Raw genomic sequence first — 21,786 nt, 5'->3', positions numbered from 1 at the left:
CCGGATCGCGTGCCCTCCCGCTGCAGTACCGGGTGCCTTCGAAAGCGAGGGGCACTACGCGTCGTAGAGGTCAGCCTTCCGCGGCGCCACATCCTGAACCTGCGTGCTCAGGAACGACGACCGCGTCCCGAACTTCTCCACGTCCACCCCGTTGTCCTTGAGGACCCGGATCGCCGCCGCGTGCACCACACGCAGCACCGGCGTGGCCGCGCGCAGCGCGTCGTCGGCCATGAAGCGGTGACGCCAGGGCTGGTCGGCCCAGGCATGGCGCAGACCGAACGGCTCCGGGAGGGTCAGGGAGCCGCCGAGCCAGTTGAGGAGCGGCGGATACCAGGTGAGCGGGGCGCGTGCGGCGAGCCGTACGACCTCGTCGGCGTCGACCAGCGGCAGCTTCACCTTGCGGGTCTCCCAGAACTTGACCGCCTTCGCGACCTCCTTCTCCTTAGCCGCGGGCTTCGTGGTGAACAGGGCGTTGACGGGTCCCAGGGCGTGCCCGGTGACCTCGATGCGCAGGGTGTCGTGCAGCACCGTCACCGTGATGAGCATGGTGATGATCAACTGGCCGTCCCACAACGTCCACTGGACGCCGAGGTAGTGCCGGTCACCGCTGCCGAACTGCTGCTTGTTGCAGATGTCCTGTATCGCATGGGTCTTGATCGTGTACGCGTCCACGTCGGTGCCGGTCGGCCGGGACACCTCCTTCGCGTTCTCCCCGATCGGTGTGACGATCCAGTGCGTTATCGAGGGCTTCGGGAAGCCGCCGGTGTTGATGGAGGTCCGCTCCAGCATCGCCAGGCCGCCTTGGATCGCGGTGATGACGTCCCAGCTGCGGAAAGGGTGGAAATCCTTGCCCGGCTCGGCGGAGACCAGGTCCTCGGCCAGCTGCCAGCTGCCCCAGCGCGTGCCCATGCCGAGGATGCCCTTGGGACCGGCGTAGAAGACGGAGTTGGAGCGCTGCTCGGCGCTCAGCCGGGCGAGCTCCTTGCGCAACTGCTCGGCCGCGTCGCCGGGGTTGCCGGGCACCGCCTCGGGGATCTTGGCGCCCAGGCCACCGCCGGCGAGCAGGCTGTCCCAGCGCTCGCGCAGGTCCTTCGCCGTGCGTTCGCAGATCTGCTTGGCCCAGAACCAGCCGACGACCGGCAGGACCACCGCCGCGCGCGCGTACCACGCCCAGAAACCCGTGAACGGCATGCGGATCAGGAAGATCACGGCCAGGGCGCCGACGCCGACCAGGAGGGTCGTGGCGAGGGCCCCGGCGCGCTTGTCCTGCCGCTTGCCGAGGGTGGTCCGGAGCTGGAAGACCAGCAGCCACACAAGGAGGCCCGGCAGGAACAGCACCCCGCACAGGACCATCACCGCCGTGAGCCAGTTGTCGCGCTCCCGGCGGATGCGGTGTGCCGCCAGGCAGTGCTCCACGACCACCTGCGGCTCGGTGCCGAAAGACTGGATGAGAGGCTTGCGGCCGGCGCCCAGCATGCGGTCGATCACCGCGCGGGAGTAGGCCTCACCGAGCCTGGGGCGGAGGATCTTCGCCCATGGACGAGGGGCCTTGACTGTCGACTGGTGCCACTCGTTGTCGGCTTCGAGGATCTTCGTGACCTCGTCGTCCTCCCGGTAGGCCGCCGAGGCCAGGGCGTAGGTCGCGGCCGTCTGGCCCGCGGAGCCCGAGAGGGGCACCTGCGCCCCGGGACTGAAATCGAATCCGTCCGTCACTGCCGCCCCCTCGCCGCCGAACCCGCTCTTGCGGCCTTTCCCGACTTCCTTGCCCCGCACACCTGTTGAACAGGTCATCGTGCTGATCACGCGTCAACTTGATCAGGTGATCAGCGTATCCGCAGGCACCGACATTCGTCGGCGGACGGCCCAGAAGCACTTCTTTCCATGCTCGTTGGCCTATGGGGCGCCTCGGCCGGTGCCGAGAGCCCGACCGTGCTCAGCGCTTCGCGCCTCCTCACCCAAGCTCTTCGAGTAGCGGGGACCCCCGGTGCTCTCGACACCGGCGCGCCCCTTCGGCTCCCCTCCCGTCGCCGACGGGAGGGGAGCCGAACGAGGCTTCAACTACGAGGCGTCCTTCCCCTGTTCGCGGATCTTCTCGGCGAGCTGCGGCGGCATCGGTTCGTGCCGTACGTAGGAGCGGCTGAAGCGAGCGGTGCCGTGCGAGAGGGAGCGCAGGTCGACCGCGTACCGGCCGATCTCGATCTCCGGCACCTCGGCCCGTACGAGGGTTCGCCCGCCGGGCGTCTGCTCGGTGCCGAGCACCCGCCCGCGCCGCCCGGACAGGTCGCTCATCACGGCGCCCACGTAGTCGTCGCCGACGAGCACCGACACCTCGGCGACCGGCTCCAGGAGATGGATCTTGGTGTCGGCCGCCGCCTCGCGCAGGGCGAGCGCGCCCGCCGTCTGGAACGCGGCGTCGGAGGAGTCCACGGAGTGCGCCTTGCCGTCGAGGAGCGTGACCCGGACGTCGACCAGGGGATGGCCCAGGGCCACGCCCTTGGCGGCCTGGGCGCGGACGCCCTTCTCCACGGACGGGATGAACTGCCGCGGCACGGCCCCGCCGACCACCTTGTCCACGAACTCGATGCCGGAGCCGCCGGGCAGCGGTTCGACCTCGATCTCGCAGATCGCGTACTGACCGTGCCCGCCTGACTGCTTCACATGGCGGCCGCGACCGGCGGACCTGCCCGCGAACGTCTCCCGGAGGGAGACCTTGTGCGGGACTACGTCCACCCGGACGCCGTACCGGCTGCGCAGCCGCTCCAGGGCGACGTCCGCGTGTGCCTCGCCCAGACACCACAGCACCACCTGGTGGGTGTCCTGGTTCTGTTCGAGCCGCATGGTCGGATCCTCGGCGACCAGCCGTGCGAGCCCCTGGCTGAGCTTGTCCTCGTCCGGCTTGCTGTGCGCCTGGATGGCGAGCGGCAGCAGCGGGTCGGGCATCTCCCAGGGCTCCATGAGCAGCGGGTCGTCCTTGGCCGAGAGCGTGTCGCCGGTCTCGGCCCGGTTCAGCTTCGCCACGGACGCCAGATCGCCCGCGATGCAGTGGCTCAGCGGGCGCTGCTGTTTGCCGAACGGCGCGGACAGGGCGCCGATGCGCTCGTCGACGTCGTGGTCCTCGTGCCCGCGGTCGGTCAGCCCGTGCCCTGACACATGGACCGTCTCGTCGGGGCGCAGGGTGCCCGAGAACACGCGGACCAGCGAGACACGACCCACGTAGGGGTCGGACGCCGTCTTCACGACCTCCGCCACGAGGGGCCCGTCCGGGTCGCAGAGCCTGAGCTCACGCGGCTTGCCGTCCGGCGTGGTGACCGTGGGCGCCTCCCGCTCCAGGGGGGTCGGGAAGCCGCCGGTGACCAGTTCGAGCAGTTCGACCGTGCCGAGGCCCTGGCGGGCGCCCTCGGCGGCGGGCGCGGCGGCCAGGACCGGGAAGAAGGTCCCGCGCGCGACGGCCCGCTCCAGGTCCTGCACGAGCGTGTCGAGCTCGATCTCCTCGCCACCCAGGTAGCGGTCCATGAGGGTCTCGTCCTCGCTCTCCGCGATGATCCCCTCGATGAGCCGGTTGCGGGCCTCCTCGATCAGCGGCAGTTCGTCGGGCCCCGGCTCGGACTCCTTGCGCCCGCCGGAGGAGTAGTCGAACAGCTTCTGTGTGAGCAGCCCGATCAGCCCGGTCACGGGTGCGTGCCCGTCGGGTCCCTGCGGGCCGTGCAGCGGCAGGTACAGCGGAAGTACGGCGTCGGGGTCGTCCCCGCCGAACGCCTCCGCGCAGACCCGGGTCATCTCCTCGAAGTCGGCCCGGGCGGCCTCCAGGTGCGTGAGCACGATGGCGCGCGGCATGCCGACGGCCGCGCACTCCTCCCAGACCATGCGCGTCGAGCCGTCCACGCCGTCCGAGGCCGAGACGACGAAGAGGGCCGCGTCCGCCGCGCGCAGACCGGCCCGGAGCTCCCCGACGAAGTCGGCGTATCCAGGAGTGTCCAGCAGGTTGATCTTGATCCCGTCCCTCTCGACCGGGACCAGGGAGAGTTGCACCGAGCGCTGCTGCCGGTGCTCGATGTCGTCGTAGTCCGAGACGGTGCCGCCGTCCTCTACACGGCCCGCCCGGTTCACCGCTCCCGCTGTCAGCGCGAGAGCCTCCACCAGAGTCGTCTTGCCCGATCCGCTGTGGCCGACCAGCACCACATTCCGTACGGACGCGGGGTGGTCGGCCGCCGTAGCCCTGCCGGCGGCCCCGGGGTGTACGTTCGCTTTGTCGCCCATGGCCTGTCCTCCCGTGCACGGTGAGGTCACTGTGGGCGCGGACGTACGGATCCGCGTGCGATGGCGGCTCCGATGACGCCCGCGGTGCCTTCGAGCTTCGCACTCGCGTCACGGTGCGTCCATACGAAGGACGCGATCCCGCCTCCTGGGCCTGATCGATCCGCCCGCGATCGCGCCGTGATCAGGGCGCCGTCAGGACGTGACACGGGGGTGCGGGTGCCCGGCCGTCGCCCACGGGCGCGCGTGGCTACGATGGGCCAGCCGGTGGCCAGCAGGGCCGCGCGGCTCACCGACCGTCGGGAAGGCCATGCTGAACAAGTACGCGCGTGCATTCTTCACGCGTGTCCTCACACCGTTCGCCGCGTTTCTGATCCGCCGGGGTGTCAGCCCCGACACGGTCACGCTGATCGGCACCGCCGGCGTGATCGCGGGCGCGCTGGTCTTCTACCCCCGGGGAGAATTCTTCTGGGGCACGGTCGTCATCACCTTGTTCGTGTTCTCGGACCTCGTCGACGGCAACATGGCCCGCCAGCTCGGCCGCTCCAGCCGTTGGGGGGCCTTCCTGGACTCCACGCTCGACCGGGTCGCGGACGGCGCGATCTTCGGCGGCTTCGCCCTCTGGTACGCGGGCAGCGGAAACGACAACGTTCTGTGCGCCGTCTCGATCTTCTGTCTGGCCAGTGGCCAGGTGGTGTCGTACACCAAGGCCCGCGGCGAGTCGATCGGCCTGCCCGTCGCCGTCAACGGACTGGTCGAGCGCGCCGAACGCCTGGTGATCTCGCTGGTCGCGGCCGGTTTCGCCGGACTGCACAAGTTCGGCGTGCCCGGCATCCAGGTGCTGCTGCCGGTCGCGCTGTGGATCGTCGCCGTCGGCAGCCTGGTCACGTTGATCCAGCGGGTCGTCACGGTGCGCCGGGAATCCGCCGAGGCGGACGCCGCGGCGGGGGAGAAGAGCGAGAATGCCTCGCGGGGGAGCGAGGCGGCGAAGTGAACAGCCGGCAGGAGAGCGAGGGGGCGTCGTGACCAGCCTCCAGGAACGGCTGACGGACGGGCTCTACGGACTGGGCTGGAGCACGGTCAAGACGCTGCCCGAGCCCGTCGCCACCCGGCTGGGCCGGATCATCGCCGACATCGCCTGGAAGCAGCGCGGCAAGGGCGTACGACGGCTGGAGAGCAACTACGCGCGCGTGGTGCCCGACGCGACTCCCGAGCGGCTCGCGGAGCTCAGCCGCGCGGGCATGCGGTCGTATCTGCGCTACTGGATGGAGTCCTTCCGGCTCCCGGCGTGGAGCACGGAACGCGTCAAGAACGGTTTCGACCCCAAGGACCTGCACCACCTCACCGACGGACTCGCCTCCGGTCAGGGCGTCGTCCTGGCGCTGCCGCACCTGGCCAACTGGGACCTGGCCGGCGCCTGGGTCACCACCAAGCTGGAGACGCCGTTCACGACGGTCGCCGAGCGCCTGAAGCCCGAGACGCTCTACGACCGGTTCGTCGCCTACCGCGAGGGCCTCGGCATGGAGGTACTGCCGCACAGCGGTGGCTCGGCGTTCGGCACCCTGGCCCGGCGGCTGCGCGACGGGGGCCTCGTCTGCCTGGTCGCCGACCGCGACCTGTCGGCCTCGGGCATCGAGGTCAGGTTCTTCGGCGAGACGGCCCGGATGCCTGCGGGACCGGCACTGCTCGCCCAGCAGACCGGCGCGCTGCTCGTGCCGGTGACCCTCTGGTACGACGAGTCGCCCGTCATGAAGGGGCGCCTGCATCCCCCGATAGAGGTACCGGAGTCAGGTACCCGGGCCGAGAAGACGTCTGTCATGACACAGGCGCTGGCCGACGCCTTCGCCACGGGGATCGCCGAACATCCGGAGGACTGGCACATGCTGCAGCGGTTGTGGCTCGCTGACCTGGATCCCGCTGCGGATCCCCAGGAGGGGACGCCGTGAGGATCGGCATCGTCTGCCCGTACTCCTGGGACGTGCCGGGCGGCGTCCAGTTCCACATCCGCGACCTGGCCGAATACTTCATCCGCCTCGGGCACGAGGTTTCCGTCCTCGCCCCCGCGGACGACGACACCCCGCTGCCGCCGTACGTCGTCTCGGCGGGCCGCGCGGTCCCGGTGCCGTACAACGGCTCGGTCGCCCGCCTGAACTTCGGCTTCCTGAGTGCCGCGCGGGTGCGGCGCTGGCTGCACGACGGCGCGTTCGACGTGATCCACATCCACGAGCCGGCCTCGCCGTCGCTGGGCCTGCTGGCCTGCTGGGCGGCGCAGGGCCCCATCGTGGCGACCTTCCACACCTCGAATCCGCGATCCCGGGCGATGGTCGCCGCGTACTCGATCCTCCAGGCTGCCCTGGAGAAGATCAGCGCGCGGATCGCGGTGAGCGAGTACGCGCGCCGCACACTCGTCGAGCATCTGGGCGGCGACGCGGTGGTGATCCCGAACGGCGTGGACGTCGACTTCTTCGCGAAGGCCGAGCCCAAGCCCGAGTGGCAGGGGGACACGATCGGCTTCATAGGGCGCATCGACGAACCGCGCAAAGGCCTGCCGGTCCTCATGAAGGCCCTGCCCGAGATCCTGGCCGCGCGCCCGCAGACGCGGCTGCTGGTCGCCGGCCGGGGTGACGAGGAGGAGGCGGTCGAGACGCTCCCCGCCGAACTGCGTTCGCGCGTGGAGTTCCTCGGCATGATCAGCGACGAGGACAAGGCGCGCTTCCTGCGCAGCGTCGACCTGTACGTGGCGCCCAACACCGGCGGCGAGAGCTTCGGCATCATCCTCGTCGAGGCGATGTCGGCAGGCGCCCCGGTCCTCGCCTCCGACCTGGACGCCTTCGCTCAGGTCCTCGACCAGGGAGCGGCCGGCGAGCTGTTCGCCAACGAGGACGCCGACGCGCTCGCCGAGGCGGCTGTGCGGCTGCTCGGGGACCCGGAGCGGCGAGCGGAACTGCGTGAGCGGGGCAGCGCCCATGTACGGCGCTTCGACTGGTCGACGGTCGGGGCGGACATCCTGTCGGTCTACGAGACGGTGACGGACGGCGCGGCCGCGGTGGCCACGGACGAACGAACGGGACTGCGGGCGCGGCTCGGTCTGGCGCGGGACTGACGGCGAGACACGCTACGGGCACATCTCAAGGGCGGTCGGCATTATTCAGCCCGTCTGGGGGTCCCCCCTGCTCGAAGAGCTTGGGGGAGTTTGAGGAAGAGGCCGTTCAGGCCGAAGCGGGGGTCTGGGGGCGGCAGCCCCCAGTCGACGGCACCCTCGGGGACCCGGCTGAACCAGCGGAGCGTCCCGGTAGCCTTGCCGCCCGTGACCCCAACCCTCATCTGGATCCTCGTCGCCCTGGTCGCGATCGGCCTCTACCTGAGCTGGACCGCGGGGCGCCTCGACCGGCTGCACTCCCGGATCGACGCGGCGCGCGCCGCGCTCGACGCGCAGCTGTTGCGGCGGGCCTCCGTCGCGCAGGAGCTCGCGACCTCCGGCGTGCTCGACCCGGCCGCCTCGATCGTCCTGTACGAGGCCGCGCACGCGGCCCGGCAGGCGGAGGAGGAGCAGCGTGAGGTCGCCGAGAGCGAGCTGAGCCAGGCGCTGCGGGCCGTCTTCGGAGAGGCGCAGCAGGTCGAGGCGGTGCGGGAGGCGCCCGGCGGGGAGGCGGCGGCGCGGGAGCTGACCGAGGCGGTGCGGAGGGTGCCGATGGCCCGGCGGTTCCACAACGACGCCGTACGGGCGGCACGGGCGCTGCGGCGGCACCGCAAGGTGCGCTGGTTCCGCCTCGCCGGCCACGCCCCGTTCCCGATGGCGTTCGAGATGGACGACGAGCCACCGGCGGCGCTCACGGACCGGCCGACGGCGTAGAGGCCGGTGTTGCGGGACGGCCGACGGCGTAGAGGCCGGTGTTGCGGGACGGCCGACGGCGTAGAGGCCGGTGCTGTGGGGCGGCCGACAGCGTAAGCGGGCGCCCGCCCATCCCCGGCAAAACGAGCCACTGCCTCACCATTGGCCCTTGTAGTGGCCTGCTCGCCTCACGTTTGCTCAGTCGAGCACAATTCCCTCTTTTCCAGAGTGAGGTCGAAACCCGTGTCCAGCACGCTCTCCACCCCCCAGACCCCCGAGACCGGCACCGCCCGTGTGAAGCGTGGCATGGCCGAGCAGCTCAAGGGCGGCGTGATCATGGACGTCGTCACGCCGGAGCAGGCGAAGATCGCCGAGGACGCGGGCGCCGTCGCCGTCATGGCTCTGGAGCGGGTCCCCGCCGACATCCGCAAGGACGGCGGTGTGGCCCGTATGTCCGACCCGGACATGATCGAGGGCATCATCGACGCCGTGTCCATCCCGGTGATGGCCAAGTCGCGCATCGGCCACTTCGTCGAGGCCCAGGTCCTGCAGTCTCTCGGCGTCGACTACATCGACGAGTCCGAGGTCCTCACCCCGGCCGACGAGGTCAACCACTCCGACAAGTGGGCCTTCACCACGCCGTTCGTCTGCGGTGCCACCAACCTCGGCGAGGCCCTGCGCCGCATCGCCGAGGGCGCCGCCATGATCCGCTCCAAGGGCGAGGCCGGCACCGGCAACGTCGTCGAGGCCGTCCGCCACCTGCGCCAGATCAAGAACGAGATCGCCAAGCTGCGCGGCTTCGACAACCACGAGCTGTACGCCGCCGCCAAGGAGCTGCGCGCCCCGTACGAGCTGGTCAAGGAGGTCGCCGAGCTGGGCAAGCTCCCGGTCGTGCTGTTCTCCGCCGGTGGCGTGGCCACCCCGGCCGACGCCGCGCTGATGCGCCAGCTCGGCGCCGAGGGCGTGTTCGTCGGCTCCGGCATCTTCAAGTCCGGCGACCCGGCCAAGCGCGCCGCCGCCATCGTGAAGGCGACCACCTTCTACGACGACCCCAAGATCATCGCGGACGCGTCCCGCAACCTCGGCGAGGCCATGGTCGGCATCAACTGCGACACCCTCCCCGAGACCGAGCGCTACGCCAACCGCGGCTGGTAAGACGCAGTCGGCACGACACCGCATAGGACACCACGTACATGACCGACGCACCCGTCATAGGCGTTCTGGCCCTCCAGGGCGACGTACGGGAGCACCTCATCGCCCTGGCCGCGGCCGACGCCGTGGCCAGGCCGGTGCGGCGCCCCGAAGAGCTCGCCGAGGTCGACGGCCTCGTCCTCCCCGGCGGCGAGTCCACCACCATCTCCAAGCTGGCCGTCCTCTTCGGAGTGATGGAACCTCTCCGCGCGCGCGTGCGTGACGGCATGCCCGTCTACGGCACCTGCGCGGGCATGATCATGCTCGCCGACAAGATCCTCGACCCGCGCTCGGGCCAGGAGACCGTGGGCGGCATCGACATGATCGTGCGCCGCAACGCCTTCGGACGCCAGAACGAGTCCTTCGAAGCGGCGGTCGACGTCAGGGGAATCGAAGGCGATCCTGTAGAGGGCGTCTTCATCCGCGCCCCCTGGGTCGAGTCCGTCGGCGCCGAGGCCGAGGTGCTCGCCGAGCACGAGGGTCACATCGTCGCCGTACGCCAGGGAAACGCGCTGGCCACGTCGTTCCACCCGGAGCTGACGGGCGACCACCGCGTGCACTCCTTGTTCGTCGACATGGTGCGCGCGAACCGGACAGGAGAGTCCTTGTAGGATCTCCGGGGGTCCCCCCGGACCGTTAAGGTCTGGGGGAGTTCGTACAGGATGGGTTACGCGAAGGAGACAGGCAGATGTCCGGCCACTCTAAATGGGCCACGACTAAGCACAAGAAGGCCGTGATCGACGCCAAGCGCGGCAAGCTCTTCGCGAAGCTGATCAAGAACATCGAGGTGGCCGCCCGGACGGGCGGCGGGGACCCCGACGGCAACCCGACTCTCTACGACGCCATCCAGAAGGCGAAGAAGCAGTCGGTCCCGAACAAGAACATCGACTCCGCGGTCAAGCGCGGCTCGGGCCTCGAGGCCGGCGGCGCCGACTACGAGACGATCATGTACGAGGGCTACGGTCCGAACGGTGTCGCGGTGCTCATCGAGTGCCTCACCGACAACCGCAACCGCGCCGCCTCCGACGTCCGCGTCGCCATGACCCGCAACGGCGGCTCGATGGCCGACCCGGGCTCGGTCTCGTACCTGTTCAACCGCAAGGGCGTCGTGATCGTCCCCAAGGGCGAGCTGACCGAGGACGACGTCCTGGGTGCCGTGCTCGACGCGGGCGCCGAGGAGGTCAACGACCTCGGTGAGTCCTTCGAGGTGATCAGCGAGGCCACCGACCTGGTCGCGGTCCGCACCGCCCTCCAGGGGGCCGGGATCGACTACGACTCCGCCGAGGCCAACTTCGTCCCGACCATGCAGGTGCAGCTGGACGAGGAAGGCGCTAAGAAGATCTTCAAGCTGATCGACGCGCTCGAGGACAGCGACGACGTGCAGAACGTCTTCGCGAACTTCGACGTGACCGACGAGATCATGGCCTCCATCGACTGACACGGCCGACGTGGCGCTGCCGCGAGCTCAACGGGCCGACGGGACACACCCGTCGGCCCGTCGCTTTGTCGGTCGTTGTCAGTGGCACCCGATAGCCTGCAGAAACTGGGGGTACCGCCCAGCGGTAGCTGGGGAGAGCGAAGGGAGGGGGCGCGTGCGCGTACTGGGGGTGGACCCGGGGCTGACGCGATGCGGTGTCGGTGTCGTCGAGGGGGTTCCCGGGCGGCCACTGACAATGCTCGGCGTCGGTGTGGTCCGTACGCCCGTGGACGCCGACCTCGGCCACCGCCTCGTCGCCATCGAACAGGGCATCGAGCGGTGGTTGGACGAGCACCGGCCCGAATTCGTCGCCGTGGAGCGAGTGTTCAGCCAGCACAACGTGCGTACGGTGATGGGCACCGCCCAGGCCAGCGCCGTCGCCATGCTCTGCGCTGCCCGGCGTGGCATCCCCGTGGCCCTGCACACGCCCAGTGAGGTCAAGGCCGCCGTCACCGGCACAGGACGTGCCGACAAGGCGCAGGTCGGCGCCATGGTCACCAGGCTGCTCCGGCTGGACGCGCCGCCCAAACCCGCCGACGCCGCAGACGCCCTCGCCCTCGCCATCTGCCACATCTGGCGCGCGCCCGCCCAGAACCGACTCCAGCAGGCCGTCGCCCTGCACGCATCGAAAGGCCGTACCGCATGATCGCCTTCGTGAGCGGCCCCGTCGCCGCCCTCGCTCCGGACTCCGCGGTGGTCGAGGTGGGCGGCATCGGTATCGCCGTCCAGTGCACCCCGAACACGCTGTCCGGGCTCCGGATGGGCCAGCAGGCCAAGCTCGCCACGTCCCTGGTCGTACGCGAGGACTCGCTCACGCTGTACGGCTTCGTGGACGACGACGAGCGCCAGGTCTTCGAGCTGCTGCAGACGGCGAGCGGCGTCGGCCCGCGCCTGGCCCAGGCGATGCTGGCCGTGCACACCCCCGACGCGCTGCGCCGTGCCGTGGCGACCGGTGACGAGAAGGCGCTCACGGCAGTCCCCGGCATCGGTAAGAAGGGTGCCCAGAAGCTGCTTCTGGAGCTGAAGGACCGCCTGGGCGAACCGGTGGGCGCTCCCGCGGTGGGTACACCGGTCACCTCCGGCTGGCGCGACCAGCTGCACGCCGCGCTGATCGGCCTCGGGTACGCGACCCGCGAGGCGGACGAGGCGGTCACCGCGGTCGCCCCGCAGGCGGAGGCTGCGGGGGGCACGCCCCAGGTGGGTCAGCTGCTCAGGGCTGCCCTGCAGACTCTGAACAGAGCGCGCTAGTCGGTGCGCGGCCCGTACACGGGCGCCCCACCCTCGTACGACCATCGGACCGCAACCACCGAGGCACACCACATGCTGTGCCTCTCCGGGGGCAACCCCGGACCCCGGCCGACAGACGCACCCGGCACACCCAGCTAGGAGAACTTCAGTGAACTGGGACGACCCCACCGACGCCCCCGCTCCCGAGCGGCTCGTCGGCCCCGCCGCGGAGCGGCTGGTGGGCTCTGTCGCCGACCGTGAGGACCAGGCCGTCGAGGCCGCTCTGCGCCCCAAGGACCTGGACGAGTTCATCGGCCAGGAGAAGGTCCGCGAGCAGCTCGACCTCGTGCTGCGCGCGGCACGCGCGCGGGGGGCCACCGCCGACCACGTTCTCCTCTCCGGCGCTCCCGGCCTCGGCAAGACGACCCTCTCGATGATCATCGCGGCCGAGATGGGCGCTCCCATCCGCATCACCAGCGGCCCCGCCATCCAGCACGCGGGCGATCTCGCCGCCATCCTCTCGTCCCTCCAGGAGGGCGAGGTCCTCTTCCTCGATGAGATCCACCGCATGTCCCGGCCCGCCGAGGAGATGCTCTACATGGCGATGGAGGACTTCCGGGTCGACGTCATCGTCGGGAAGGGCCCCGGCGCCACCGCCATCCCGCTCGAACTGCCCCCGTTCACCCTGGTCGGCGCCACCACGCGGGCGGGACTGCTGCCGCCCCCGCTGCGCGACCGCTTCGGTTTCACCGCCCACATGGAGTTCTACGAGCCCGCCGAGCTGGAGCGCGTCATCCACCGCTCGGCGAACCTCCTCGACGTCGAGATCGATTCCGCCGGCGCCGCCGAGATCGCCGGCCGCTCCCGCGGCACGCCCCGTATCGCCAACCGGCTGCTGCGCCGCGTACGGGACTACGCCCAGGTCAAGGCCGACGGCGTCATCACCCGCGAGATCTCGGCGGCCGCGCTCCGCGTCTACGAGGTCGACGCCCGCGGCCTGGACCGCCTCGACCGCGCCGTCCTGGAGGCCCTGCTCAAGCTCTTCGGCGGCGGTCCCGTCGGTCTGTCCACGCTCGCCGTCGCCGTGGGGGAGGAGCGCGAGACCGTGGAGGAGGTCGCCGAGCCCTTCCTGGTCAGAGAGGGGCTGCTCGCCCGTACCCCGCGCGGCAGGGTGGCGACCCCGGCCGCATGGACGCACCTGGGCCTGACCGCGCCACGCGGGACGACCGGCGGAAACGGACAACAGGACCTGTTCGGGGCGTGACGGCGCGGGACTCGCACGGGCAGGAACCCGGGTGCCATGCTGAGCGTTGTTCCTTGCGTGCGGACTCGCTTAGACTCCGCCGATGCCGCCTTTGTGGGCGGTGCCGATCACTCCCATCCACCAGGCCGCCGATCGAGCGGTCGTGCGAAGGAATTTCCGTCCCGTGAATATCGTGACCCTCCTCCCGTTCATCGTGCTCATCGGGGCCATGGTCCTGATGACACGCTCGGCCAAGAAGAAGCAGCAGCAGGCCGTGCAGATGCGCAACGACATGCAGCCCGGCAGCGGCGTCCGCACGATCGGGGGCATGTACGCGACGGTCAAGGAGGTCAACGAGGACACGGTCCTCGTTGACGCGGGCCCGGGCGTAGAACTGCTCTTCGCGAAGAACGCGATCGGCGCCGTCCTCTCCGACGACGAGTACAACCGCATCGTGCACGGCATCGAGCACGACCTGAAGACCGACGGCGCCGTCGTGCCGGACGACGCGTCCTCCCTCACCGAGACCGACGAGCCCGCCGCCGACGCCGCTTCCGACGCTTCCGACGACAAGCCCGTGGACCTCGGCAAGAAGGACGCGGACGACGCGGCCGACGAGGTGGCCGACGCGAAGGCCGACGAAGCAGCGCCGAAGAAGACCGACGGCGAGGCCGACGCGAAGTAGCCGCACCCCGGGACCGAGGCGCGCACAGGCGCGCCGGAGCCCGGGTTGTGCGGTTTCCGCACGGAATCCCGACACAATGTCATGGCCACCCGCGCGCTGACCCCGCGCGCGGCGGCCCGAGAGGGAGTACGAGAAGGTGGCAGCACCGAAGAAGGGCCGGAGCGCGAGCGCCCAGAGCAGGCCGTGGCGCGCACTGGCCCTCATCCTGATCGCCATCGTGGCGCTCACCGGGGGAATGTTCGCCTCCGGGCACACCACTCCGCGTCTCGGCATCGACCTCGCCGGTGGCACGAGCATCACGCTCAAGGCGAAGAGCGGCCAGGAATCCGCGATCAACAAGACCAACCTGGACACCGCGGTCGACATCATGAACCGCCGTGTCAACGGTCTGGGCGTCTCCGAGGCGGAGGTCCAGACGCAGGGCGATCGCAACATCATCGTCAACATCCCCAGGGGCACGAACTCCAAGCAGGCCCGGCAGCAGGTCGGCACCACGGCCAAGCTGTACTTCCGCCCGGTGCTGGCCACCGAGGTCTCCGGCCCCGCCGCCTCGGCCAGCCCGACGCCGAGCGCCTCCGGCAGCTCCTCTCCGAAGGCGACCTCGTCCGGCTCACCGAAGCCGTCCGGCTCCGGGAGCCCGGCGGCCACCGCCACCTCGCAGGGCCGTGCGGTCACCAACGCGCTGAAGGCCACCTCGTCGCCGTCGCCGTCGGCATCCGGCTCCGCATCCGCCTCCGCCTCCACGAGCCCCTCCCCGTCGCCGAGCAGCGGCTCCGACGCGACCAGCAAGCTCCAGGCCGCGTACGCCACGCTGGACTGCTCCGACAAGGCCGTCCGCGCCAAGACCGGAGAGGGCGCCAAGCCCACCGAGCCGACCCTGGCCTGTGGCAAGAACTCGTCGGGCCAGTGGCAGAAGTACGTCCTCGGCCCGGCCGAGGTCGCCGGCACGGACGTCAAGAAGGCCCGGGCGGTCTTCGACACTCAGGGCTCGGCGGGCTGGACCGTCACCATGGAATTCACGTCCGCGGGGTCCAAGAAGTTCGCGAGCATCACCGGCAAGCTGGCGCAGAACCAGCCGCCGCAGAACCAGTTCGCCATCGTCCTCGACGGCGAGGTCGTCTCCGACCCGTTCGTCAAGGAGGCGCTGAGCGGTAACGCCCAGATCTCCGGCAACTTCGACCAGACCGAGGCCAAGGACCTGGCGAACGTGCTGTCGTACGGTGCGCTTCCGCTGTCCTTCGAGGAGCAGAGCGTCACCACCGTCACCGCCGCGCTCGGCGGCGAGCAGCTGCACGCCGGTCTGCTCGCCGGTGCGATCGGTCTCGCCCTGGTCGTGATCTACCTGGTGTTCTACTACCGTGGCCTGTCGCTCGTCGCGATCGCCTCGCTGCTGGTCTCCGGGATCCTGACCTACGTGATCATGTCGCTGCTCGGCCCGACCATCGGCTTCGCGCTGAACCTGCCGGCGGTCTGTGGTGCCATCGTCGCGATCGGTATCACCGCGGACTCGTTCATCGTGTACTTCGAACGCATCCGGGACGAGATCCGCGAGGGCCGCTCGCTGCGTCCCGCCGTCGAGCGAGCCTGGCCGCGCGCCCGGCGCACCGTCCTGGTCTCCGACTTCGTGTCGTTCCTGGCCGCCGCGGTGCTGTTCATCGTCACCGTCGGCAAGGTCCAGGGCTTCGCGTTCACCCTCGGTCTGACCACGGTTCTCGACGTGGTTGTCGTCGCCCTGTTCACCAAGCCGCTGATGACGATCCTCGCCCGCCGGAAGTTCTTCGCGGACGGCCACAGCTGGTCCGGCCTCGACCCGAAGCGCCTCGGTGCCAAGCCGCCCCTGCGGCGCACCCGTCGTCCCTCCGCCCCCGTCGACCCGAAGGAGGCGTGAGAGATGTCGAAGCTCGGCAACCTCGGCGCCCGGCTCCACCGAGGCGAGGTCGGATACGACTTCGTCGGCAACCGCAAGATCTGGTACGGCATCTCGATCCTGATCACCATCACGGCCATCCTCGGCCTGACGGTGCGCGGCCTGAACATGGGCATCGAGTTCCAGGGCGGTGCCGTCTTCACCACCCCGAAGACCAGCGTCTCCGTGGCGCAGGCCGAGACGTACGCGGAGGAGTCCGCCGGTCACCAGGCGGTCGTGCAGAAGCTCGGCACGGGCGGTCTGCGCATCCAGATCGCCGGCATCGACACCGCCAAGTCCGACCAGATCAAGGATGACCTCGCCAAGGATCTGAAGGTCGACTCGGAGAAGATCAACGGCGAACTGGTCGGCCCGAGCTGGGGCGAGCAGATCGCCAGCAAGGCCTGGCAGGGTCTGGCGATCTTCATGGTGCTCGTGGTGATCTACCTGGCGATCGCCTTCGAGTGGCGCATGGCCCTCGCGGCCCTGGTCGCGCTGATCCACGACATCACCATCACGGTCGGCATCTACGCCCTCGTCGGCTTCGAGGTGACGCCCGGTACGGTCATCGGTCTGCTCACGATCCTCGGTTACTCGCTCTACGACACGGTCGTCGTCTTCGACAGCCTCAAGGAGCAGACGAAGGACCTCACCAAGCAGACCCGCTGGACCTACAGCGACGTCGCCAACCGCTCGATCAACAGCACCCTGGTCCGCTCCATCAACACCACCGTGGTGGCGCTGCTGCCGGTCGCCGGCCTGCTGTTCATCGGCGGCGGTGTCCTCGGCGCGGGCACGCTCAACGACATCTCGCTGTCGCTGTTCGTCGGCCTTGCGGCCGGTGCGTACTCGTCGATCTTCATCGCCACGCCGCTCGTCGCCGACCTCAAGGAGCGCGAGCCGCAGATGAAGGCCCTCAAGAAGCGCGTCCTCGCCAAGCGCGCTCAGGCCACCGCCTCGGAAGAGCTCGCGGACGCGCGGGCCACCGACGCGCACGACGACGATTCGCAGGACGTCGCGCCCGCGGTCGTCGGCCCGCGCAACCAGCCCGCGTCCCGCGGCCGTGGCCGCGGCCGACCCTCCGGAAAGCGCCGATGACCGATATACAGGAACTCCTCCTCAGTCGCATCCGCGACGTCCCCGACTATCCGGAGCCGGGCGTGATGTTCAAGGACATCACACCGCTGCTCGCGGACCCGGAGGCGTTCAACGCGCTCACCGACACGCTGGCTGAGCTGACCGTGCGGGCCGGCGCGACGAAGATCGTGGGCCTGGAGGCCCGCGGCTTCATCCTCGGCGCCCCGGTCGCCGTCTGCGCGGGCGTCGGCTTCGTCCCCGTACGCAAGGCGGGCAAGCTCCCCGGAGCCACCCTCAGCCAGGCGTACGACCTGGAGTACGGGTCCGCCGAGATCGAGGTGCACGCCGAGGACCTGACCGCTGACGATCGCGTGATGGTCGTCGACGACGTCCTCGCCACCGGCGGCACCGCCGAGGCCTCGCTCCAGCTCATCCGTCGGGCGGGCGCCGAGGTCGCGGGTGTGTCCGTGCTCATGGAGCTGGGCTTCCTGGGCGGGCGCGCCCGTCTGGAGCCGGCCCTGGGCGGCGCCCCGCTGGAGTCGCTGCTTCAGGTCTGAGACAGGTCCGAGACCCGCGCGGGCAACCCCCGCGCAAGGCCACGGAAGGCCGCAGGACACCGCGAGGCGGGCCCGGAGGAATCCGGCGCCCGCCTCGTGTGTTTCTTCCTGTGGAAGGCCGTCTCAGCGGCCTGAAGGCGAGCCCGCGGCACCTGTATGCAGCCCGGGATCGCCACCGTGACTCCGCTCCCCACCTGAAGGAGGGGGGCTTCCAACCCAAAGGTTGCGGTCCATCCCGAACCGTCCCCTTGCGGGACGGTTCGGGAAGTACCACGGCCCAGGCCGGCGATTCCCCCACCGGCTGAAGCCGGTGGTCCCGATGGCTACCATGGGATCTCCGGAGCCTGACCGGGGGACCCGGATCGCGCACGAGGAGTCCTCTTGCCAGACGAGGCCCAGCCACTCACCGCCGCCAAGCCCGACCCGACTTCGCAGGCCGCGGCCAAGCCCGCGCGCAGCGCGCAGAACGCCCCGCACGGGCCGGTCGAGCACGCCCAGTCCGCTCCCGTCGGCCAGGCGGCCGAGCAGCCGCGCCCCAAACCGGTCCCACCCGAGCGCACCCCCGCGGTCCGTCCGACTCCGGCCCCGCCGGCCCGCTCCGCCTCCTCCAACCGCGTCCGCGCCCGCCTCGCGCGCCTCGGCGTGCAGCGCGCCAACCCGTACAACCCCGTCCTGGAGCCGCTGCTGCGGATAGTGCGCAGCAACGACCCCAAGATCGAGAACGCGACCCTCCGCCAGATCGAGCGCGCCTACCAGGTGGCGGAGCGCTGGCACCGCGGTCAGAAGCGCAAGAGCGGCGACCCGTACATCACGCACCCGCTCGCCGTGACAACGATCCTCGCCGAGCTGGGCATGGACCCGGCCACCCTGATGGCGGGCCTGCTGCACGACACGGTGGAGGACACCGAGTACGGCCTCGACCAGCTGCGCCGCGACTTCGGCGACACGGTCGCCCTGCTCGTCGACGGCGTGACCAAGCTGGACAAGGTCAAGTTCGGCGAGGCCGCGCAGGCCGAGACCGTGCGCAAGATGGTCGTCGCCATGGCCAAGGACCCCCGCGTCCTGGTCATCAAGCTCGCCGACCGGCTGCACAACATGCGCACCATGCGCTACCTCAAGCGCGAGAAGCAGGAGAAGAAGGCGCGCGAGACCCTGGAGATCTACGCGCCGCTCGCCCACCGGCTGGGCATGAACACCATCAAGTGGGAGCTGGAGGACCTCGCGTTCGCGATCCTCTACCCCAAGATGTACGACGAGATCGTCCGCCTGGTCGCCGAGCGCGCCCCCAAGCGCGACGAGTACCTCGCCATAGTGACCGACGAGGTCCAGGCCGACCTCCGCGCCGCCCGCATCAAGGCAACCGTCACCGGCCGGCCGAAGCACTACTACAGCGTCTACCAGAAGATGATCGTCCGCGGTCGCGACTTCGCGGAGATCTACGACCTGGTGGGCATCCGCGTCCTCGTCGACACGGTCCGCGACTGCTACGCGGCACTGGGCACGGTCCACGCCCGCTGGAACCCGGTTCCGGGGCGGTTCAAGGACTACATCGCGATGCCCAAGTTCAACATGTACCAGTCGCTGCACACGACGGTGATCGGTCCCAACGGCAAGCCCGTCGAACTCCAGATCCGCACGTTCGACATGCACCGCCGCGCCGAGTACGGCATCGCCGCGCACTGGAAGTACAAGCAGGAGGCCGTCGCCGGCGCCTCCAAGGTCCGTACCGACGCGCCTCGTTCGAACGCCAAGGACAAGGACGCCGTCAACGACATGGCGTGGCTGCGCCAGTTGCTGGACTGGCAGAAGGAGACCGAGGACCCGAGCGAGTTCCTGGAATCCCTGCGCTTCGACCTGTCCCGCAACGAGGTCTTCGTCTTCACCCCGAAGGGCGACGTCATAGCGCTGCCGGCCGGTGCCACCCCGGTGGACTTCGCGTACGCGGTCCACACGGAGGTCGGCCACCGGACGATAGGGGCCAGGGTCAACGGCCGTCTGGTCCCGCTGGAATCCACGCTGGACAACGGCGACCTGGTGGAGGTCTTCACCTCCAAGGCGACCGGCGCGGGCCCGTCCCGCGACTGGCTCGGCTTCGTGAAGTCGCCGCGTGCCCGTAACAAGATCCGGGCGTGGTTCTCCAAGGAGCGGCGCGACGAGGCGATCGAGCAGGGCAAGGACGCCATCGCGCGGGCGATGCGCAAGCAGAACCTGCCGATCCAGCGCATCCTGACCGGCGACTCGCTGGTGACCCTCGCCCACGAGATGCGCTACCCGGACATCTCGTCCCTGTACGCAGCGATCGGCGAGGGCCATGTGGCCGCGCAGAACGTCGTGCAGAAGCTGGTGCAGGCGCTCGGCGGCGAGGAGGCCGCCACCGAGGAGATCGACGAGTCGGTTCCGCCGGCCCGGGGCCGCGGCCGTAAGCGGCGCAGCAGCAGTGACCCCGGTGTGGTCGTCAAGGGCGTCGATGACGTCTGGGTCAAGCTGGCTCGCTGTTGTACGCCCGTCCCCGGCGACCCGATCATCGGCTTCGTCACACGCGGTAGTGGCGTATCGGTTCACCGCAGCGACTGTGTGAACGTGGAGTCACTGTCGCGCGAGCCGGAGCGCATCCTCGACGTCGAGTGGGCACCGACGCAGTCGTCGGTCTTCCTGGTCGCGATCCAGGTCGAGGCGCTGGACCGCTCGCGCCTGCTCTCGGACGTCACCCGGGTCCTGTCCGACCAGCACGTCAACATCCTCTCGGCCGCGGTCCAGACGTCCCGCGACCGCGTGGCCACGTCCCGCTTCACCTTCGAGATGGGCGACCCCAAGCACCTGGGCCACGTCCTGAAGGCGGTACGGGGCGTGGAGGGCGTCTACGACGTGTACCGCGTGACCTCGGCCCGCAGGCCGTCGTAGACCGCCGGCACAGCGCACAAAAAGGGGCTCCCGTACGCCATGTACGGGAGCCCCTTTCCTTTCGTACGAGTCTTCGTACGAGGCAGCGGAGGCCTGCTCAGCCGTTGTTCAGCCGCCGAACTCCTGGAGACCCTTGAGGGCCTGGTCCAGGAGCGCCTGACGGCCCTCCAGCTCCCTCTCCAGCTTCTCGGCCTTGGCGTTGTTGCCCGCCGCCCGAGCCTGCTCGATCTGGCCCTTCAGCTTGTCCACGGCAGCCTGGAGCTGGCCGGTGAGACCCTCGGCACGCGCGCGTGCCTCCGGGTTCGTGCGGCGCCACTCGGCTTCCTCGGACTCCTGGATGGCCCGCTCGACCGCGTGCATCCGGCCCTCGACCCGCGGGCGCGCGTCGCGGGGCACATGACCGATGGCCTCCCAGCGCTCGTTGATCGAGCGGAAGGCGGCCCGGGCGGCCTTCAGGTCCGTGATCGGCAGCAGCTTCTCCGCCTCCTCGGCCAGCTCCTCCTTGAGCTTGAGGTTCTCGGACTGCTCGGCGTCGCGCTCCGCGAAGACCGTGCTGCGCGCCGCGAAGAACACGTCCTGGGCGCCGCGGAAGCGGTTCCACAGGTCGTCCTCGTGCTCGCGCTGGGCGCGGCCGGCCGCCTTCCAGTCGGCCATCAGCTCGCGGTAGCGCGCCGCCGTCGGACCCCAGTCCGTCGAGCTCGACAGCGCCTCGGCCTCGGCGACCAGCTTCTCCTTGGTCTTGCGGGCCTCCTCGCGCTGCGCGTCCAGCTGCGCGAAGTGTGCCTTGCGACGCTTGGAGAACGCCGAGCGGGCGTGCGAGAAGCGGTGCCACAGCTCGTCGTCCGATTTCCGATCGAGTCGCGGCAGCCCCTTCCAGGTGTCCACCAGGGCGCGCAGCCGTTCGCCGGCCGCCCGCCACTGGTCGGACTGCGCCAGCTCCTCGGCCTCGATGACCAGCGTCTCCTTGGAGTGCCGCGCCTCGTCGGACTGCTTCGCCCGCTGCGCCTTGCGCTCCTCGCGACGCGCCTCGACGGTCTCGACCAGCTTGTTCAGCCGCGCCCGCAGCGCGTCCAGGTCGCCGACCGCGTGGTGTGCTTCCACCTGCTCCCGCAGATGGTCGATCGCGGTCTGGGCGTCCTTCGCCGACAGATCGGTGGTCTGCACTCGCTTTTCGAGGAGGCCGATCTCGACAACCAGGCCCTCGTACTTGCGCTCGAAGTAGGCCAGCGCCTCCTCAGGGGAGCCGGCCTGCCAGGAACCGACGACCTGCTCGCCGTCGGCCGTACGCACGTACACGGTCCCCGTCTCGTCGACGCGGCCCCACGGGTCGCTGCTCACAGCGCCTCCTCCACATGATGCCTGCGAGGAGCCTCAGCGCCCCCGGGCATCGTCCACAGTTTCGTCACGGCCAACATAGGCGACCGGCGGGGCGGCTG

General features: G+C 70.2%; 18 protein-coding genes. 15 read left to right on the top strand and 3 right to left on the bottom strand.

Going from position 1 to position 21,786, the window contains the following annotated elements:
* Window positions 1-54: 54 nt before the first annotated feature.
* Both Q2K21_RS22990 and Q2K21_RS22985 read right to left on the bottom strand, forming a co-directional pair.
* Window positions 55-1,713, bottom strand: a complete 1,659-nt coding sequence (locus Q2K21_RS22990) for a hypothetical protein (RefSeq protein ID WP_310781178.1) — start codon at window positions 1,711-1,713, stop codon at window positions 55-57.
* A gap of 345 nt (window positions 1,714-2,058) precedes the next feature.
* Window positions 2,059-4,257 carry an elongation factor G-like protein EF-G2 gene (locus Q2K21_RS22985; protein ID WP_310774392.1) on the bottom strand — a complete coding sequence of 733 codons (2,199 nt, stop codon included), beginning with the start codon at window positions 4,255-4,257 and terminating at the stop codon, window positions 2,059-2,061.
* A gap of 307 nt (window positions 4,258-4,564) precedes the next feature.
* Here Q2K21_RS22985 and pgsA point away from each other — a divergent pair, with 307 nt between their 5' ends.
* From pgsA to Q2K21_RS22910, 15 genes are all read left to right on the top strand, one after another.
* Window positions 4,565-5,248: a phosphatidylinositol phosphate synthase gene (gene pgsA / locus Q2K21_RS22980; protein ID WP_310774390.1), complete on the top strand. Its 684-nt coding sequence runs from the start codon at window positions 4,565-4,567 to the stop codon at window positions 5,246-5,248.
* Between the two features lie 28 nt (window positions 5,249-5,276).
* Window positions 5,277-6,200, top strand: a complete 924-nt coding sequence (locus tag Q2K21_RS22975; protein ID WP_310774388.1) for a phosphatidylinositol mannoside acyltransferase — start codon at window positions 5,277-5,279, stop codon at window positions 6,198-6,200.
* Window positions 6,197-7,357, top strand: coding sequence for a glycosyltransferase family 4 protein (locus tag Q2K21_RS22970; protein WP_310774384.1), 1,161 nt, complete (start codon window positions 6,197-6,199; stop codon window positions 7,355-7,357). Before Q2K21_RS22975 ends, Q2K21_RS22970 begins: the two co-directional genes overlap by 4 nt.
* A gap of 204 nt (window positions 7,358-7,561) precedes the next feature.
* Entirely contained in the window at window positions 7,562-8,107 is a 546-nt protein-coding gene (locus tag Q2K21_RS22965; RefSeq protein WP_310774381.1) for a LemA family protein, read from the top strand.
* A 222-nt stretch (window positions 8,108-8,329) separates the two neighbouring features.
* The gene (pdxS, locus tag Q2K21_RS22960; RefSeq protein ID WP_310774379.1) at window positions 8,330-9,241 is read left to right on the top strand and encodes a pyridoxal 5'-phosphate synthase lyase subunit PdxS; all 912 of its coding nucleotides are present in this window, start codon (window positions 8,330-8,332) and stop codon (window positions 9,239-9,241) included.
* Window positions 9,242-9,279: 38 nt separating this feature from the next.
* Window positions 9,280-9,888, top strand: a complete 609-nt coding sequence (gene pdxT, locus Q2K21_RS22955; RefSeq protein ID WP_310774376.1) for a pyridoxal 5'-phosphate synthase glutaminase subunit PdxT — start codon at window positions 9,280-9,282, stop codon at window positions 9,886-9,888.
* Between the two features lie 77 nt (window positions 9,889-9,965).
* Complete coding sequence (locus Q2K21_RS22950; protein WP_310774373.1) at window positions 9,966-10,715, top strand: YebC/PmpR family DNA-binding transcriptional regulator; 750 nt, start codon at window positions 9,966-9,968, stop codon at window positions 10,713-10,715.
* A gap of 154 nt (window positions 10,716-10,869) precedes the next feature.
* Window positions 10,870-11,400, top strand: coding sequence for a crossover junction endodeoxyribonuclease RuvC (ruvC, locus tag Q2K21_RS22945; protein ID WP_310774372.1), 531 nt, complete (start codon window positions 10,870-10,872; stop codon window positions 11,398-11,400).
* Window positions 11,397-12,002, top strand: a complete 606-nt coding sequence (gene ruvA, locus Q2K21_RS22940) for a Holliday junction branch migration protein RuvA (protein ID WP_310774369.1) — start codon at window positions 11,397-11,399, stop codon at window positions 12,000-12,002. The genes ruvC and ruvA overlap by 4 nt, the downstream gene beginning before the upstream one ends.
* Before the next feature lie 148 nt (window positions 12,003-12,150).
* Complete coding sequence (gene ruvB / locus Q2K21_RS22935) at window positions 12,151-13,245, top strand: Holliday junction branch migration DNA helicase RuvB (RefSeq protein WP_310774366.1); 1,095 nt, start codon at window positions 12,151-12,153, stop codon at window positions 13,243-13,245.
* A 163-nt stretch (window positions 13,246-13,408) separates the two neighbouring features.
* Complete coding sequence (yajC, locus tag Q2K21_RS22930) at window positions 13,409-13,909, top strand: preprotein translocase subunit YajC (RefSeq protein ID WP_310774364.1); 501 nt, start codon at window positions 13,409-13,411, stop codon at window positions 13,907-13,909.
* 136 nt (window positions 13,910-14,045) lie between these two features.
* Window positions 14,046-15,797 (top strand): protein translocase subunit SecD, encoded by a 1,752-nt coding sequence (gene secD / locus Q2K21_RS22925; protein ID WP_310774361.1) that lies wholly within the window; start codon window positions 14,046-14,048, stop codon window positions 15,795-15,797.
* A 3-nt stretch (window positions 15,798-15,800) separates the two neighbouring features.
* Window positions 15,801-16,913 (top strand): protein translocase subunit SecF, encoded by a 1,113-nt coding sequence (gene secF / locus Q2K21_RS22920; RefSeq protein WP_310774359.1) that lies wholly within the window; start codon window positions 15,801-15,803, stop codon window positions 16,911-16,913.
* Window positions 16,910-17,449: an adenine phosphoribosyltransferase gene (locus Q2K21_RS22915; RefSeq protein WP_310774356.1), complete on the top strand. Its 540-nt coding sequence runs from the start codon at window positions 16,910-16,912 to the stop codon at window positions 17,447-17,449. The genes secF and Q2K21_RS22915 overlap by 4 nt, the downstream gene beginning before the upstream one ends.
* A gap of 381 nt (window positions 17,450-17,830) precedes the next feature.
* Window positions 17,831-20,350, top strand: coding sequence for a RelA/SpoT family protein (locus tag Q2K21_RS22910; RefSeq protein ID WP_310774353.1), 2,520 nt, complete (start codon window positions 17,831-17,833; stop codon window positions 20,348-20,350).
* A gap of 108 nt (window positions 20,351-20,458) precedes the next feature.
* Here the strand turns inward: Q2K21_RS22910 and Q2K21_RS22905 are convergent, their stop codons facing one another.
* The gene (locus Q2K21_RS22905; RefSeq protein WP_310774350.1) at window positions 20,459-21,688 is read right to left on the bottom strand and encodes a DUF349 domain-containing protein; all 1,230 of its coding nucleotides are present in this window, start codon (window positions 21,686-21,688) and stop codon (window positions 20,459-20,461) included.
* Between the last annotated feature and the right edge of the window lie 98 nt (window positions 21,689-21,786).

The organism is Streptomyces sp. CGMCC 4.7035 (assembly GCF_031583065.1).
In the GTDB taxonomy this organism is placed as follows: domain Bacteria; phylum Actinomycetota; class Actinomycetes; order Streptomycetales; family Streptomycetaceae; genus Streptomyces; species Streptomyces yaanensis.
Note: the sequence above shows the minus strand (reverse complement) of the source record. Positions and strands in the feature narration are given on the sequence as shown.

Coding starts and splice junctions, on each gene's coding strand:
- pgsA (WP_310774390.1), top strand. CDS start 4,565: ATGCTGAACAAGTACGCGCGTGCATTCTTCACGCGTGTCCTCACACCG.
- Q2K21_RS22950 (WP_310774373.1), top strand. CDS start 9,966: ATGTCCGGCCACTCTAAATGGGCCACGACTAAGCACAAGAAGGCCGTG.
- Q2K21_RS22915 (WP_310774356.1), top strand. CDS start 16,910: ATGACCGATATACAGGAACTCCTCCTCAGTCGCATCCGCGACGTCCCC.
- ruvA (WP_310774369.1), top strand. CDS start 11,397: ATGATCGCCTTCGTGAGCGGCCCCGTCGCCGCCCTCGCTCCGGACTCC.
- Q2K21_RS22985 (WP_310774392.1), bottom strand. CDS start 4,257: ATGGGCGACAAAGCGAACGTACACCCCGGGGCCGCCGGCAGGGCTACG.
- secF (WP_310774359.1), top strand. CDS start 15,801: ATGTCGAAGCTCGGCAACCTCGGCGCCCGGCTCCACCGAGGCGAGGTC.
- pdxT (WP_310774376.1), top strand. CDS start 9,280: ATGACCGACGCACCCGTCATAGGCGTTCTGGCCCTCCAGGGCGACGTA.